Here is a 13,886-nt window from a genome sequence, read left to right on the forward strand (position 1 = left end):
ACGGCGGCTGCGGTGCCTCAACCGGCCGCCTCCGGGCCTCAGTTGGTGCTGACCACCACCGTCTTCGCCGCCTTGTCGTGCAGGCCCTGCTTGTAGGGCCGGTCGAAGTAGCTCCAGCCGCCCGAGATCGCTGTCCAGATGCACGCGCAGCAGAACGCGAACGGGATCCACAGCACGGCGGCGCGGGCCAGGTTGCTCTGGAGGGACGGTGTGGCGCCGTTGTCGAGGTTCGCCACCCGCATGTTGAGCCACTTCTTGCCGAGCGTCTGGCCCGACTTGCTGGTCATGACGGTGTCGTAGCCGATGTAGAGGACGGCCGCGACCAGGGACTGCGCGAAGGACTTGCCGTACTCGACCTTGTCACCGGTCACCGTGTACGCGTGGATCGGCCAGGTGACCAGCCAGACGACGATGCCGACGAGGATCAGGTCGATGATCCGCGCGAGGGTGCGCTTGCCGCTGTCGGCGAGCGGGGGCATGCCGGCGAGGGGGTCGCCGCCGTGGGGGGCGCCACCGCTGTAGGGCGGCTGACCGTACGGGGGTGGCTGTTGTCCGTAGGGCGGGGGTTGTTGGCCTTGCGGCGGAGGTTGTTGGCCGTACGGCGGGGGCTGTGGGGAGTCGTAGGGCGAGCCCGAGCCCGCTCCCGGCGTTCCGGGCGCTCCGGGCGGGGGCTGCTTCCTGAACGGGTCGTCGTCCGGCGGCTGAGCGCCGGAGCCGGGGGGTTCGCTGCTCATGGCCCGAGTGGACCGCGAACCCCGCGGCTTTGCATCCGGCGGACGGCCGTCCGGAGTACGAAATCAGCTGCGCCGTACGGCGTAGTCGGTCATCCGGCGACGAACGTACGGGCCGCCTTGTCGTGCCAGCACTGGTGCCAGGGGCGGTCGAACAGGCACCACAGGACGCCGACGACACCGATGACGAGGACGCCGGGGACGCTGTAGACGAGCCAGCGGCGCAGGGCGGCACCGAAGGCGGGCGGCTCGTGCGCCTCGATGTCGCGGACCTCCAGGCCGAGCAGCCGCTTGCCGAGGGTGCGGCCCCAGCGGGCGGTGGGCAGGGCGTCGTAGAGAACGCCGAAGACGAGCAGGACGGCGAGGACGATACCGAGGTAGACGGAGGTCGTGCCGTCCAGGAGCCAGACGGTGACGGTCCGGCCGCTGAGCTTGGCCGCGTCGATCTTGTCGTTGACGTGGTCGATCGCCTTGGTGGCGAGGGGGACGGCGGCGACGGCGGTGACGGCGCCGATGACGAGGTTGTCGACGATCCGCGCGAGCAGCCGCTTGCCGAGCGGGGCGGGCCGGGCGGCCGACTGACGCCGGGCGGCGGCCTGGAACACGTCCTCGACCGGCGGCTTCCACGGCACGACGGGCTGCTCGCCCTCGGCCCCCCCGGCCAGCCGATGCACCTGCTGCGCCCAGGAGGGCTGCCCCCCGCCGGGACCGCTGGTCATGGGGGCGGCCGGGGCGGACTGGTCGGCTCCGGGCTGACCGACGGGCGCGGGCTGGGCGGCGCCCTGCTGCTGCGGGACCGCGGTGGCGGGCTGCTGGGGGCCGGAGAGGGCGGTCGGGGCGGCGGTCGCGGCCCGCTCGGCAGCGGCCTTGCCCGCACCGAACCCGGGACCACTGGATGCGGCGGGAGCGGCCGCGGTGGCCGAGGACGACGGCCCGAACGCGGGCCCCCCGGAGGCACCGGGCGCGCCCTGACCACCGGCATCGCCGGGCGCCCCCGTGCCCCCCGCCTGCGCCCCTCCCTGCTGCCCCGTGCGCGGGGAGACGGCGCGGAATGTCATGGTGCCCTCGTCGGCGCGGGGGCCGGCGGGGTGGGGGATGCCGGGGGTGGAACCAGCGGCGGACGAGGCCTTCGAGCCTCCGGCTCCCCAGCCACCGGCGCCCGAATCCGTCGAGCCCCCGGCACCCGGGCCGCCCTGAAGTCCCGCTCCTCCCCCGCCCGCCGCAGGTCGGCGGAAGACGAACGTGCCGTCGGAGCGGACGTCCGAGGCCGCCTCGTCCGTCGGGGGGATCGTCGCCGTGCCGTCCGTGCTGGTGGCGTTGCCCGTCGGGTGCGGGACGCGGGGGTCGGCGCCCCAGGAGACGCGGCGGTCGTCGCCGAAGCCGGACTGGTGGGCGCGGTCGGCGCCCCAGGCCGGGGCCGGGCCGGGGCGGCCGCCGTGCGGGAGGTCGGACGGGGACGGTTCGGGGTCCTCGTCGAAGAAGTGGGGGCCGGTTTCCTCCACGGACGGGGAGGGAGCAGAGCCGGCGGGCGGGGACAGGGGCTCGCCGGCCGTCGGCGCCGGGCGGCTGGTGCCCGGTACCCAGGAGGCGCCGTTCCAGTACCTGACGTAGCCGGGGATGGACGGGTCCGGGTAGTAGCCCTCGCGGGGCCTGTCGTCACCGGGGGCCGGGGTTGGGGCGCTCATGTCCGTCGTCCCGTATCTGCTCGGGGGTGGGTATGGGGGGCTCCACATCTATCAGACCGACGCAATGCTCACCGCCAGTCCCGTATTACCCACCCCTTTCCGGGCAACCTCGCGCACCCGCTCCACATGTTCGGAGAAAAGTTCTCGCAACCCGCGTAATGCCCGCGCCCCCTTCCGGCTCTCCACCGGTACGGGCCCACCGCAGGGCCCCGTACACCTGCCCGAGAGAGGAACCGCACGCCATGCACTACACCGTGGTGGAACGAGAGCTGGAGCTGAGACTGGTCCTGTCACCGGAGCGCAGCATCCCGGTCCCGGCCCGGCTGAGCTACCGCGCCGACGACCCGTACGCCGTCCATGTCGCCTTCCACATCAACTCCGAGCACCCCGTGCACTGGACGTTCTCCCGCGATCTGCTGGTGGAGGGGGTGTTCCGGCCGTCCGGGCACGGGGACGTGCGGGTGTGGCCGACGAAGGCGGAGGGCCGCAGCGTCGTGCTGATGGCGCTGAGTTCACCGGACGGGGACGCCCTGCTGGAGGGACCGGCCGCGCAGGTGTCCGCCTGGCTGGAGCGGACGCTGCGCGCGGTGCCGCCGGGGACCGAGGGCGAGCAGCTGGGGATCGACGAGGCGCTCGACCAGTTGCTCGCCCAGTGAGGGCACCCGCGCGCGGGTCAGAACAGCTTGCCGGGGTTGAGGATGCCCAGCGGGTCGAAGACCTGCTTGATCTGCCGCTGCATCTCCACGCCGACCGGGCCGATCTCGCGCGCCAGCCACTCCTTCTTCAGTACGCCCACGCCGTGCTCGCCGGTGATCGTGCCGCCGAGCCGCAGGCCGAGGCCCATGATCTCGTCGAAGGACTCACGGGCGCGCCGGGAGGCGTCGGGGTCGGCCGCGTCGAAGCAGACGGTGGGGTGCGTGTTGCCGTCGCCGGCGTGCGCGACGACCCCGATGGTCAGGTCGTACTTCTCGGCGATCCGCTCGACGCCCTCCAGCATCTCGCCGAGCCGGGAGCGGGGCACGCACACGTCGTCGATCATCGTGGTGCCGGCGACCGCCTCCAGCGCGGTCAGCGAGAGCCGCCGGGCCTGCAGGAGGAGTTCGGACTCGGCGACGTCGTCGGCGGGGACGACCTGGGTGGCGCCGGCGGCCTCGCACAGGGCGCCGAGGGCGGCGAGGTCGGCGGCCGGGTCGGGGGTGTCGAAGGCGGCCAGGAGGAGGGCCTCGGTGGTCTCCGGCAGACCCATGTGCGCCAGGTCGTTGACCGCCTTGACGGTCGTACGGTCCATGAGTTCAAGGAGCGAGGGGACGTGGCCGCCGGCCATGATCCGGCAGACGGCGTCGCAGGCGTCGGCCGCGGAGGCGAACTCGGCGGCGAGCACCAACTGCTGCGGCGGCTGGGGGCGCAGCGCCAGGACGGCCTTGACGACGATGCCGAGCGAGCCCTCGGAGCCGACGAACAGCCGGGTGAGGTCGTAGCCGGCGACGCCCTTGGCGGTGCGGCGGCCGGTGGACATCAGGCGGCCGTCGGCGAGGACGACGTCCAGGCCGAGGACGTACTCGGCGGTGACTCCGTACTTCACGCAGCACAGGCCGCCGGACGCGGTGCCGATGTTGCCGCCGATCGTGCACATCTCCCAGCTGGAGGGGTCCGGCGGGTAGTAGAGGCCGTGTTCGCCGACCGCGCGGGACAGGGCCGCGTTGACCACCCCCGGTTCGACGACGGCGATCCGGTCGACGGGGTTGATCTCGAGGATGCGGTCCATCCTGGTCAGGGAGAGGACGATGCAGCCCTCGGAGGCGTTGGCGCCGCCGGACAGGCCGGTGCGGGCTCCCTGCGGGACGACCGGGACGCGTAGTTCGGTGGCGACACGCATGACGTGCTGGACCTGCTCGGCGGTGCGCGGCAGCACGACCACCGCGGGGGTGCCGGCCGGGCAGAAGCTGGCCATGTCGTTGGCGTAGGACGCCGTGATGTCGGGGTCGATCAGGACGGCCTCGGCGGGCAGACCGGTCAGGAGCCGGTCGACGAGGTTTCCGGTGGCTGCGTCGGAGGGCGCTTCGATTCGGCTCATGATCACAGCGTCGCACCCGGGGCCATCGGTGTGAACCCCGTCCACGGCACTGGAGGCATGCCGGGATGTGCTCGTCGTACTGACGCACAGTGAGCGCCATGGAGACGCAAGAGGAGGGCCGGCGGCCAGGGGCCGGACGCCGCGCGCTGATCGCCGCCGTCGCCGGGTGTGCCGTGCTCGGCGGGGTGCTGGCGCTGTGGCCCTGGGAGCGGCCGGCCGCGCACCGGCCCGTCGCACCGGCGCCGGGAGCCCAGGCGCTCACCGCCGTCACCACGGGCGTCCCGGCAGGTCTTCCCGAGCTGGCGGCGCTGATCGAGACGCGACAGGCCCGGGTGCGGGCCCGGCCGGCGGACGCGGTGTCGTGGGCGGTGCTGGGGAGCGCCTATGTGGAGCGGGGGCGGCGGACGGCGGACGCGGCTGACTATCCGCGGGCCGAGCAGGCGCTGGAGACCTCGCTGCGGGTGCGGCCGAGCGGGAACGCCGAGGCCCTGGACGGGATGGCGGCGCTGGCGAACGCCCGGCACGACTTCCTGTCCGCGCGGATGTGGGGTGAGGCGGCGCTGAAGCTGGCGCCGAAGCGGTGGACGACGTACCCGCTGCTGATGGACGCCTACACCGGGCTCGGCGACTACAAGGCGACGAAGAAGACCCTGGACCGGCTGCTGGAGCTGCGGACGGGACCGGCCGTGCAGGCGCGGGCGGCGGGGGTCTACCGCGACCGGGGCTGGCGCGAGGACGCGGCGGCCGCCCTCACCGACGCGGCGGCCGCGGCCCGCTCCCCGGCCGAGCGGGCGCAGTGGCTGGAGCGGACCGGGCAGCTGGCCTTCGAGCGCGGTGACCTCCAGGACGCGCTGCGGCACTTCCAGGAGGCCGTCCGGGTCGACCCGGACCAGCGGGCCGCGCAGGCCGGGCAGGGACGGACCATGGCGGCGATGGGCAGAACGACCGAGGCGCTGAGCGCGTACCAGGTGGCGCTGGAGAAGCAGCCGTGCCCCCAGTACGCGCTGGAACTGGGCGAGTTGTACGAGTCGCTGGGGCTGGGGCAGGCGGCCCGGGTGGAGTACGACCAGGTGCGGGCGCTGGTGCGCGAGGACCGGTCGGGGGGTGTGGACGACGAGCTGGTGCTCGGGGTGACGGAGACCGACCACGGGGACCCGGCGACGGCCGTACGACGGCTGCGGGCCGAGTACGCGCGGCAGCCGGGGATCGCGGTGGCCGACGCGCTGGGCTGGGCGCTGCACCGGGCCGGTCACGACAAGGAGGCGCTGCGGTACGCGACGGTGGCGACGGACAAGGCACACGGCGGCGGGGTGCGCAGCGCGCTGTACTCGTACCACCGGGGCATGATCGAGCGGACGCTGGGGCAGGACGGGTCGGCACGGCTGGATCTGACGGAGGCGCTGCGGATCAACCCCTACTTCTCGCCGCTGAACGTCCCGGTGGCGCGTTCGGCGTTGGCCGGCCTGGGCGAGCCTCCGGACGAGCCCGTGCCCACCGCCCGGGCGACCCCGGTGGGTACGGAGGGTGCGGAGGAGGAGCACTGAGTCAGACGGCGGCCGTACCGATCAGCGCGTTGCGGGTCACCAGCGCCGCCAGCTGCTCCTCCCCCAGCCCCGCCGTCCCTTCCGGCCGGCGCGGCAGCACCATGTAGCGGGTCTCCGCGCTGGAGTCCCAGACGGTGATCTCGGTGCCGGCGGGCAGGTCGAGGCCGAACTCCGTGAGCACCGCGCGGGGTTCGCGGACCACGCGGGAGCGGTAGGCCTCGGACTTGTACCAGCTGGGGGACGGTCCGAGCAGCCGCAGCGGGTAGCAGGAACAGAGGGTGCAGACGATGACGTTGTGCGTGCCGGGCGTGTTCTCGACGACTCTCAGCCGCTGGTAGGAGCCCTCCATGAAGCCCAGTTCACGCACGGCGGCCGTGCCGTCCGCGAGGAGCCGGGAGCGGTAGTCCGGGTCGGTCCAGGCGCGGGCCACCACGCGGGCGCCGTTCGCCGGAGAGGCACCCGACAGATACGCGTCGATGGTCTCGTCCAGCTGCGCGCCGGAGAGCACGCCCTTCTCCTCCAGCAGCGTCTCCAGCCGCCGCACGCGCTGGGCGATCGTCGCGTCGGAGTGGTCACCGCTCATCGGCCCGGTCCTCCTCCAGATAGCTTTCCCACAGGTCCAGTACGACGTGGTGGTCGCCCTCGCCCCACAGGTCGCGGGCGTCGAAGCGGACGGCGTAGATCTGCTCGACCGGCGCGTGCCCGCCGCCCCGCGCGCTGACGTCGGCCAGCTCGGCCGGTCCCTCCGGCTCGACGACGACACCCCGCTTGCCGCGCGCGTACCGCGGCAGCCGGGTGTGGTGGGGCGGGTCGTGGCGGAAGGTGCGCACGCGCGTGCCGGGCGGGAAGCGGTCCTCAGCCATCGAGCTCACCCGGCTCCAGGACGCCCTTGCGCTCCAGCAGCACGCACACGGCGTGGAACCAGCGCTCGTAGTACGAGGTCGACAGGTACTCCCGCGGCGGCATCGACTCGATCGCGTCCCGGAACTCGTTGGTGTTGAAGATCCCCTTGGCGCCCAGGGCGTTGACGAGGCCCATCACCCGCGCCTCCCAGTCCGCGTGGAAGGGCTCGGCGTCCTCGGTGATGTCGACGGTCCCGAAGCCCTCGGTGCCGCCCACGTCGTTGATCCTGGCCATGCTTCAGACTACGGCGCGCGCTACTCGCTGTCGTCCTTGACGTAGATCGAGAAACGGCGGGAGCCGAGCTCTCCGGAGGCGAGCCCGATGCACAGTTTCGGTTCGGCGCCCCCGCGCACGCCGAGGCCCTCCGGCTCGCGGTAGGTGAGCGAGTACCCGGCCTGGGTGCGCATCCGCTGCAGGAGCTTCCCGGAGTGGATGTCCAGGCAGGACAGATAGGCGTTGCCGTGTTTCGCCGGCGGGTTGGTGACGTCGTCGTAGGCGGTCCCGGCCAGCTGGTAGACGTGGTCGCCGTGCAGGGCGTAGCCCTGGAAGGCGATGTCGGGGTCGGGGTGCAGGCCGGTCTGCGCGAAGTCGGCGAGCGGGTCGTCGTGGTTCTTCGCGAGGAACGCCTCGAGGTCCCAGACGCGGTAGCGGGGCAGGCCCTTCATACGGTGGCGGACGGCGATGCGCTTCGACGTCATGCACACGGAGGGCTGGTTGCTGGTGGAGCCGGCTATCGGCTTGAGTATCTCGATGTCCGCGTTGGTGCGGGTGGCCCTGTCGGCGAAGCGGAAGCGGGTGACGCCCCGGCCGTAACCGCCCCTGGCGTCGCACTCGGTCCAGATCCAGGCGGTGCCGTCGTCGTCGTTCTGCACGCCCATGCTGACGCCGTGCCCGAAGCCCTTGAGGTACATGTACCCGAGCCGATTGCCCTGGTAGTCCAGCTGGTTGAGGCAGAGATCGCCGGCCTCGTGGCCGGTGGCGGTGATCTGCAGGACGTACAGGTGTTTGTTGTGCTCGTCGAAGGCGAACGACTGCAGGACCGTCGGCTCCTTCAGTGTGGCCTTCTTCGACAGCCAACTCTTCGACGGGACGGCCAGGTTGACGCGCGTGGGCACCTTGCTCCCTCAAGTCCTGTGGGCACCCCATCGGCACCCGCAGGACTTGAGAGTGTCAACTGGCGTTCACCGGTTGCAAGGTTGTGGGCTCACAGGTTTCCGCGCTTGGCCTGCTCCCGCTCGATCGCCTCGAACAGGGCCTTGAAGTTGCCCTTGCCGAAGCCCATGGAGCCGTGCCGCTCGATGATCTCGAAGAAGACGGTCGGCCGGTCCTGGACCGGCTTGGTGAAGATCTGCAGCAGATAGCCGTCCTCGTCGCGGTCGGCGAGGATCTTCAGCTCGCGGAGGGTGTCGACCGGCACGCGGGTGTCGCCGACCCACTCGCCGAGGGTGTCGTAGTACGAGTCCGGGGTGTCGAGGAACTGCACACCGGCCGCGCGCATGGTCCTCACCGTGCGGACGATGTCGTTGGTGTTGAGCGCGATGTGCTGGACGCCCGCGCCGCCGTAGAACTCCAGGTACTCGTCGATCTGGGACTTCTTCTTGGCCACGGCGGGCTCGTTGATCGGGAACTTGACCTTGAGCGTGCCGTCGGCCACCACCTTCGACATCAGCGCGCTGTACTCGGTCGCGATGTCGTCGCCCACGAACTCCTTCATGTTCGTGAAGCCCATGACCTTGTTGTAGAAGCCGACCCACTCGTTCATCCGGCCGAGCTCGACGTTGCCGACGCAGTGGTCGATGGCCTGGAAGGTGCGCTGAGCGGGCGGCTCGACGATCGGGGCGGCGGCCACGAAGCCCGGGAGGTAGGGGCCGTCGTAGCCCGTGCGCTCGACCAGGGTGTGGCGGGTCTCGCCGTAGGTGGCGATCGCGGCGAGGACGACCGTGCCGTGCTCGTCCTTGAGCTCGTACGGCTCGGCGACGCTGCGCGCGCCGTGCTCGAGCGCGTAGACGTACGCGGCGCGGGCGTCCGGGACCTCGATGGCGAGGTCGACGACGCCGTCGCCGTGCTCGGCCACGTGCTGGGCGAGGAAGTGGCCCCAGGTGGTGGCGGGCTTGATGACCGAGGTGAACACGAAGCGGGCGGAGCCGTTGTCCAGGACGTAGCTCGCGGTCTCGCGGCTGCCGTTCTCCGGTCCGGAGTAGGCGACCAGCCGCATACCGAAGGCGGTGGAGTAGTAGTGCGCAGCCTGCTTGGCGTTGCCCACGGCGAAGACGACCGCGTCCATTCCCTTGACCGGGAAGGGGTCGGCCTGCCGGGCGGTGTCGGGAGTGTGGTGTGTGGTCTGCGTCATGTCCGCAGCCTGGACCGTGCGGGCAAGGTGCGCAATAGTTTGCGTAATCGCTGAACAATTTGCTTGGTTCCGAGGCGCGACCAGCGGCTCTTCTGTACAGGATGACCACCGGCTGAGGAGGCTGCTGTGGCGATCGACGGACTGGACGGCAGGATCATCGCGCTGCTGGCGCGGGAGCCGCGGATCGGGGTGCTGGAGATGTCCCGGCGGCTGGGCGTGGCGCGCGGGACCGTGCAGGCGCGGCTGGACCGGCTTCAGTCGAACGGAGTCATCCACGGCTTCGGTCCCCAGGTGGACCCGGCGGCCCTCGGCTACCCCGTCACCGCCTTCGCCACGCTGCAGATCCGCCAGGGCCAAGGGGCCGACGTACGGGCCCACTTGGCGACCGTGCCGGAGGTGCTGGAGCTGCACACCACCACCGGCAGCGGGGACATGCTGTGCCGGCTGGTGGCCCGCTCCAACGCGGATCTCCAACGTGTGATCGACCGGGTCGTCGGTTTCGATGGGATCGTCCGGGCCGCCACCGCGATCGTGATGGAGAACCCCGTTCCGCTGCGGATCATCCCGCTGGTGGAGCAGGCGGCCCAGGACGCGGAGAGCACCTGACCGACCGGCGGGGGGGTAAGCGCGCGTGACCTTCTGGGAGTACCTGGGCGACCGGCACCGGCAGCTGCTCACGGACGCCTTCCAGCAGGCGAGCGCGGTGCTGGAGTGCATGGTCGCCGCGACCGTGCTCGGCGTGCTGATCGCCGTCCTCACCTACCGCAGCGACTGGGTCGGGACCTGGCCACCTCGGCCACCTCGACGGTCCTGACCATCCCCTCCCTCGTCGTGATCGGCCTGCTCGTTCCGGTCGTCGGCCTCGGCGTGCCGCCCACGGTGACCGCGCTGACGCTGTACGGGCTGCTGCCCGTCGTGCGCCCCTCGCCGAACTCCTGCTCTCGCCCCGGGGGTTGGAGGCGTGGGGGAGGGCGGTAGGGCGCGGCTTACAAAGAAGTTGTTGCAAAGAAGACGTTGCAAAGGATCCTTTGCATAGCTACCTTTGTACGCATGCCGGAACCAGAGCCCGAGACCCACAAGGTCCGCCATCTCGACGCGCGTTCACTGCGGGGGCTGGCCCATCCCCTGCGCATGCAGCTGCTGGACTCGCTGCGCTTCGGCGGTCCCGCCACCGCGTCCCAGCTCGCCGAGAGACTGGGCGAGTCGAGCGGCGCCACGAGCTACCACCTGCGTCAGCTCGCGACCTACGGCTTCGTCGAGGACGCACCCGGGCACGGCAAGGGGCGGGAGCGGTGGTGGAAGGCCGCCGACGACGGGCTGTACTTCGACGACGCCCTGTTCACGGACGCCAGCCCGGCCGTCCGCGGGGCCATCGACATGGTTATGCACGAGGTGGCCACGAAGCACGCCCAGGAGCTGTCCACCTGGCTCGGCAACCGGCACACCTGGTCCGAGGAGTGGGTCCAGGGCACGGACATGAGCGACATGACGCTACGGCTCACACCCGGGCTCGCTCACGAACTCATCGAGAAGATGCACGCCCTCGTCGAGAGCTACCGCGACCTGCCCGAGGCGGCGGACGCCCCGGACGCCGAGCGCGTACGCATCCACACGCACACGTTCCCGCTCAGCACGGACTGACGGAAGGCCACCCGCATGCACCCCGAAACCCATCTCACCCTCCACCACGCCCGAGCCGCCGAGCTCCGCGCCGAGGCCGCCGCCCACCGCCTCGCCGCGCGGGCCAGGGTGCCGCTCGATCTGCGCGGCCGACTGGGCTGGACCCTCGTCGAGGTCGGTCTGCGGCTGGCGTCCGCGAGGCGGCCGGCGCTGGTCGGCTAGCAGCTCGGTACGGAGCCCTTGCCGCCCTCCAACGCCACCAGGGAACCGACCGCACCCTTCAGCGTCGTCACCGGCACCAGACGCAGCCCCTTCGGCAGTTCCGACTTGGCGTCGCCGCACTCGTCCTTCGGCACCAGGAACACCGTCGCCCCGTCCCGCCGCGCGGCCTGCGTCTTCAGCGCCACGCCGCCCACCGCGCCGACCTTCCCGTCGGCGCTGATCGTCCCGGTGCCGGCGACGGTACGGCCCCCGGTCAGGTCTCCCCCGCTCCCGTTGCCGTCGAGCTTGTCGACGATGCCCAGCGTGAACAGCAGCCCCGCGCTCGGCCCGCCCACGTCGGCGAGCCTGAGGGTGACCTTGACGTCCTTCGCGCTGAGGTCGAGGTACTTCAGCGCCGCCTGGGTAGCGGCGTCCTGCGACTCCTTCATCTGCGCGGTGTTGTGCTGCTCGATCTCCTTGGTGCTCTGCCCGCTCGGATAGACCGAGTCGCGCGGCATCACGGCCTTGTCCGTGGCGAACCAGGCGGAGAGCACGTCCCCGAGCGAGACCCGGGTGTCAGGATTGGTCGCCTCGATGGTCGTCATCCGCAGCTGCCCGCTCGTCTGCCGGGTCTTCGCACCGGAGATCGTGATGACCGGTGTGCCCTGGTTGTCCCCGAGGACGTTCGCCGTCATCCCGGGCTGCGCCAGTGAGAACGGCAGCGGCGCGAACACGGCCGTGGCGATCAGCGCCACGACGGGCGCGGCGCAGACGGCGAGGGCCTGGGGGCGTGTGAGGCGAGAGAGCACGGGATCAATCTAACGTGACGGTGACTTCCGGCCAGGCGTCGGTCGGGCGACGGTCAGCTCACGTACAAGTCTCGCCGCTCCCGTGTGAAGCGCCGCAGTGCGTCCGGCAGCGGTTCGATACCGATCCCGGGGGTGGTCGGGACCGTCAGGTGGCCGTCCTCGAGGACGAAGGGCTCGGTGATGTCCTCGGCGAAGTAGCGGGAGGAGGCCGAGGTGTCGCCGGGGAGGGTGAAGCCCGGGAGGGCGGCCAGGGCGAGATTGGGGGCGCGGCCGATGCCCGTCTCCAGCATGCCGCCGCACCACACGGGGACACCGTGCGCGTGCGCCACGTCGTGGATGCGGCGGGCCTCGAGGTAGCCGCCCACCCGCGCGGGCTTGACGTTGACGACCCGGCACGCCTCCATCGCGATCGCGGAGGCGGTGTCGCGGGCGTTGTGGAGGGACTCGTCGAGGCAGACGCGGGTCGTCAGGCGCCGCTGGAGCTGTGCGTGGGCGTGGAGGTTGTTCTCCTCCAGCGGCTCCTCGATCAGCAGCAGGCCGAACTCGTCCAGGCGCCTGAGGTGCTCGGCGTCCGCGAGCGTGTAGGCCGTGTTGGCGTCGACCTGGAGGGGCAGGGCGTCCCCGAAGCGGTCGCGCACCGCCCGTACGGGCTCCACGTCCCAGCCCGGTTCGATCTTCAGCTTGATACGGACGTAGCCCTCGGCGAGATAGCGCTCGACGTCGTCCAGCAGCTGCTGGACCGAGTCCTTGATACCGACGGAGACACCCGCCGGGACGCGGTCGCGGACGGCTCCGAGGTAGGTGGCGAGGGACATGCCGTACGAGCGCAGCTCCGCGTCGAGGACCGCGGTCTCCAGTGCCGCCTTCGCCAGCTCGTGGCCCTTGGTCTTCGCCAGGGCGGGGGCCAGGGCGGCCGTGGTGAGGTGGGCGAGGGCGGTGGCGCGCGGCAGCAGGAAGTCCCGCAGCACGATCTCCGCGCCGGCCACGAACTCGGAGCAGTACCGCGGCTCGGGGTCGGCGGCGAACTCCGACCAGCCCTCGGCCTCGTCCGTGACGACGTGCAACAGGAAGGTGTCCTTCGTGGTCATCGTGCCGAAGGAGGTGCGGAAGGGGGAGACCAGGGGGATCGCGACATGGACGATCTCGACGCGTTCGAGCTTCATACCGCGGAGTCCTTCCGGGGCTTCTGGGGCTTCTGGGGCCTCCGGGTGAGCGTGTACCAGCCGTCGCGGGACATGCCCGTGGCCGTGAAGCCCTGGGCGAAGGCTTCCGTGAACACCTCGCGGACGGCGTGCCGCCAGCGCAGGGCGAGACGGGGGTCGGCGGATCGCAGCTTGACTATGTCGTCCGGGACGCGGCACCAGACGCGGTCGTCACCGCGGTCGCGCCGGGCCAGCGTCCCGCCGTCGGGTGCCGTGTGCGTGGCGGGCGCCGTCTCGCGGTCACCGGTCTCGTCCGGTGCCTGCGGCCGGGCGAGGTCCCAGGTGACCGTGAGCCGGTCGCTCTCGTCGCCGTCGTTCACACCGTCGGCCATGGGGCCGTAGAAGTCGACGAGGTACTCGGTGCCGGTCGCGCCCAGTTTCGCGAGGTTGAAGCGGGCGTTGCGGCCGATCAGCGGGTCGAAGGTCCAGCGCATGGTGCGGGCGCCGAGGTCCAGGGCCCAGGCCCGCTGGGCCTGCTTCACGTGGTAGCCGAGGCCCTGGTCCGCGGCGGCGACCAGCGAGTACGTGGCCCGGTCCGGCCCGAACACGGCGGCGGACGCCCCGGCGAGCCGGGTCCCGTCGTAGGCGGCGTGCACGGCGCCGCCCGCGTGGACGAGGCTGCGCAGCACCTCGGCCGGATAGGGCGGGGAACTGCGCGGGGTCTGCCACACATCGCTGAAGTGGTCGGCGACGGCCGTGAGGCCGGCGACGTCGTGGACGGTGCGGATGGTCACTCCGGGCGGGCGGTCGAGCGTCATGCGACGAGT

Annotated in this window: 16 protein-coding genes and 1 pseudogene; 6 read left to right on the plus strand and 11 right to left on the minus strand. The window is 71.8% G+C overall.

All coding sequences use genetic code 11. From position 1 onward, the window contains the following. Positions 1-38 precede the first annotated feature (38 nt). Together ABZ453_RS10435 and ABZ453_RS10440 are read right to left on the minus strand one after the other, a co-directional pair. A complete protein-coding gene (locus ABZ453_RS10435) occupies positions 39-734 on the minus strand; it encodes an RDD family protein (RefSeq protein ID WP_359013607.1) in 696 nt (231 codons plus the stop codon). A gap of 89 nt (positions 735-823) precedes the next feature. Next, positions 824-2,416, minus strand: a complete 1,593-nt coding sequence (locus ABZ453_RS10440; protein WP_359013609.1) for an RDD family protein — start codon at positions 2,414-2,416, stop codon at positions 824-826. A 242-nt stretch (positions 2,417-2,658) separates the two neighbouring features. On the opposite strand from ABZ453_RS10440, the gene ABZ453_RS10445 reads away from it, so the two are divergent. Further along, positions 2,659-3,072 (plus strand): SsgA family sporulation/cell division regulator, encoded by a 414-nt coding sequence (locus ABZ453_RS10445; protein ID WP_359013611.1) that lies wholly within the window; start codon positions 2,659-2,661, stop codon positions 3,070-3,072. A gap of 17 nt (positions 3,073-3,089) precedes the next feature. On the opposite strand, the gene ABZ453_RS10450 is transcribed toward ABZ453_RS10445, so the two are convergent. Next, positions 3,090-4,496, minus strand: coding sequence for an FAD-linked oxidase C-terminal domain-containing protein (locus ABZ453_RS10450; protein WP_359013613.1), 1,407 nt, complete (start codon positions 4,494-4,496; stop codon positions 3,090-3,092). 92 nt (positions 4,497-4,588) lie between these two features. Between ABZ453_RS10450 and ABZ453_RS10455 the strand changes: the two genes are divergently transcribed. Continuing rightward, positions 4,589-6,034, plus strand: coding sequence for a tetratricopeptide repeat protein (locus ABZ453_RS10455; RefSeq protein WP_359013614.1), 1,446 nt, complete (start codon positions 4,589-4,591; stop codon positions 6,032-6,034). A 1-nt stretch (position 6,035) separates the two neighbouring features. On the opposite strand, the gene nthA is transcribed toward ABZ453_RS10455, so the two are convergent. The 5 genes from nthA to hppD all read right to left on the minus strand — a co-directional run bounded on the left by nthA (position 6,036) and on the right by hppD (position 9,287). Continuing rightward, positions 6,036-6,617, minus strand: coding sequence for a nitrile hydratase subunit alpha (gene nthA / locus ABZ453_RS10460; protein WP_359013616.1), 582 nt, complete (start codon positions 6,615-6,617; stop codon positions 6,036-6,038). After that, complete coding sequence (locus ABZ453_RS10465; RefSeq protein ID WP_359013618.1) at positions 6,607-6,897, minus strand: SH3-like domain-containing protein; 291 nt, start codon at positions 6,895-6,897, stop codon at positions 6,607-6,609. Before ABZ453_RS10465 ends, nthA begins: the two co-directional genes overlap by 11 nt. Then, the gene (locus ABZ453_RS10470) at positions 6,890-7,171 is read right to left on the minus strand and encodes a hypothetical protein (RefSeq protein ID WP_359013620.1); all 282 of its coding nucleotides are present in this window, start codon (positions 7,169-7,171) and stop codon (positions 6,890-6,892) included. Before ABZ453_RS10470 ends, ABZ453_RS10465 begins: the two co-directional genes overlap by 8 nt. A gap of 20 nt (positions 7,172-7,191) precedes the next feature. Further along, positions 7,192-8,052 (minus strand): Teichoic acid biosynthesis protein C (Precursor), encoded by an 861-nt coding sequence (locus ABZ453_RS10475; protein WP_359013622.1) that lies wholly within the window; start codon positions 8,050-8,052, stop codon positions 7,192-7,194. A gap of 89 nt (positions 8,053-8,141) precedes the next feature. Further along, positions 8,142-9,287: a 4-hydroxyphenylpyruvate dioxygenase gene (gene hppD / locus ABZ453_RS10480; RefSeq protein ID WP_359013624.1), complete on the minus strand. Its 1,146-nt coding sequence runs from the start codon at positions 9,285-9,287 to the stop codon at positions 8,142-8,144. A 126-nt stretch (positions 9,288-9,413) separates the two neighbouring features. Between hppD and ABZ453_RS10485 the strand changes: the two genes are divergently transcribed. The 4 genes and pseudogenes from ABZ453_RS10485 (at position 9,414) to ABZ453_RS10500 (ending at position 11,129) form a co-directional block, all read left to right on the plus strand. Next, entirely contained in the window at positions 9,414-9,893 is a 480-nt protein-coding gene (locus ABZ453_RS10485) for an Lrp/AsnC family transcriptional regulator (protein ID WP_359013626.1), read from the plus strand. 25 nt (positions 9,894-9,918) lie between these two features. Then, positions 9,919-10,208, plus strand: a pseudogene (locus ABZ453_RS10490) (ABC transporter permease); the annotation flags it as partial. A 129-nt stretch (positions 10,209-10,337) separates the two neighbouring features. Then, the gene (locus ABZ453_RS10495) at positions 10,338-10,928 is read left to right on the plus strand and encodes a winged helix-turn-helix domain-containing protein (RefSeq protein ID WP_359013628.1); all 591 of its coding nucleotides are present in this window, start codon (positions 10,338-10,340) and stop codon (positions 10,926-10,928) included. Between the two features lie 15 nt (positions 10,929-10,943). Then, entirely contained in the window at positions 10,944-11,129 is a 186-nt protein-coding gene (locus ABZ453_RS10500) for a hypothetical protein (RefSeq protein WP_359013630.1), read from the plus strand. On the opposite strand, the gene ABZ453_RS10505 is transcribed toward ABZ453_RS10500, so the two are convergent. Genes ABZ453_RS10505 through ABZ453_RS10515 form a run of 3 tightly spaced genes read right to left on the minus strand, consistent with a single transcriptional unit; the run spans position 11,126 to position 13,877 of the window. Next, positions 11,126-11,917 carry a S16 family serine protease gene (locus ABZ453_RS10505; protein ID WP_359013632.1) on the minus strand — a complete coding sequence of 264 codons (792 nt, stop codon included), beginning with the start codon at positions 11,915-11,917 and terminating at the stop codon, positions 11,126-11,128. The two genes, ABZ453_RS10500 and ABZ453_RS10505, sit on opposite strands and share 4 nt — an antisense overlap. Positions 11,918-11,970: 53 nt before the next feature. Beyond that, positions 11,971-13,080 carry an o-succinylbenzoate synthase gene (gene menC / locus ABZ453_RS10510; RefSeq protein ID WP_359013634.1) on the minus strand — a complete coding sequence of 370 codons (1,110 nt, stop codon included), beginning with the start codon at positions 13,078-13,080 and terminating at the stop codon, positions 11,971-11,973. Further along, positions 13,077-13,877: a chorismate synthase gene (locus tag ABZ453_RS10515; protein ID WP_359013636.1), complete on the minus strand. Its 801-nt coding sequence runs from the start codon at positions 13,875-13,877 to the stop codon at positions 13,077-13,079. The genes menC and ABZ453_RS10515 overlap by 4 nt, the downstream gene beginning before the upstream one ends. Positions 13,878-13,886: the final 9 nt, after the last annotated feature.

It is taken from the genome of Streptomyces sp. NPDC005799 (assembly GCF_040630525.1).
Classification (GTDB): Bacteria; Actinomycetota; Actinomycetes; order Streptomycetales; family Streptomycetaceae; genus Streptomyces; species Streptomyces griseorubiginosus_B.

Bases quoted from the DNA above. Each gene is read 5' to 3' on its own strand.
- ABZ453_RS10435 (WP_359013607.1), bottom strand. From the start codon at position 734: ATGAGCAGCGAACCCCCCGGCTCCGGCGCTCAGCCGCCGGACGACGAC.
- ABZ453_RS10440 (WP_359013609.1), bottom strand. From the start codon at position 2,416: ATGAGCGCCCCAACCCCGGCCCCCGGTGACGACAGGCCCCGCGAGGGC.
- ABZ453_RS10445 (WP_359013611.1), top strand. From the start codon at position 2,659: ATGCACTACACCGTGGTGGAACGAGAGCTGGAGCTGAGACTGGTCCTG.
- ABZ453_RS10455 (WP_359013614.1), top strand. From the start codon at position 4,589: ATGGAGACGCAAGAGGAGGGCCGGCGGCCAGGGGCCGGACGCCGCGCG.
- nthA (WP_359013616.1), bottom strand. From the start codon at position 6,617: ATGAGCGGTGACCACTCCGACGCGACGATCGCCCAGCGCGTGCGGCGG.
- ABZ453_RS10465 (WP_359013618.1), bottom strand. From the start codon at position 6,897: ATGGCTGAGGACCGCTTCCCGCCCGGCACGCGCGTGCGCACCTTCCGC.
- ABZ453_RS10470 (WP_359013620.1), bottom strand. From the start codon at position 7,171: ATGGCCAGGATCAACGACGTGGGCGGCACCGAGGGCTTCGGGACCGTC.
- hppD (WP_359013624.1), bottom strand. From the start codon at position 9,287: ATGACGCAGACCACACACCACACTCCCGACACCGCCCGGCAGGCCGAC.
- ABZ453_RS10495 (WP_359013628.1), top strand. From the start codon at position 10,338: ATGCCGGAACCAGAGCCCGAGACCCACAAGGTCCGCCATCTCGACGCG.
- ABZ453_RS10500 (WP_359013630.1), top strand. From the start codon at position 10,944: ATGCACCCCGAAACCCATCTCACCCTCCACCACGCCCGAGCCGCCGAG.
- menC (WP_359013634.1), bottom strand. From the start codon at position 13,080: ATGAAGCTCGAACGCGTCGAGATCGTCCATGTCGCGATCCCCCTGGTC.
- ABZ453_RS10515 (WP_359013636.1), bottom strand. From the start codon at position 13,877: ATGACGCTCGACCGCCCGCCCGGAGTGACCATCCGCACCGTCCACGAC.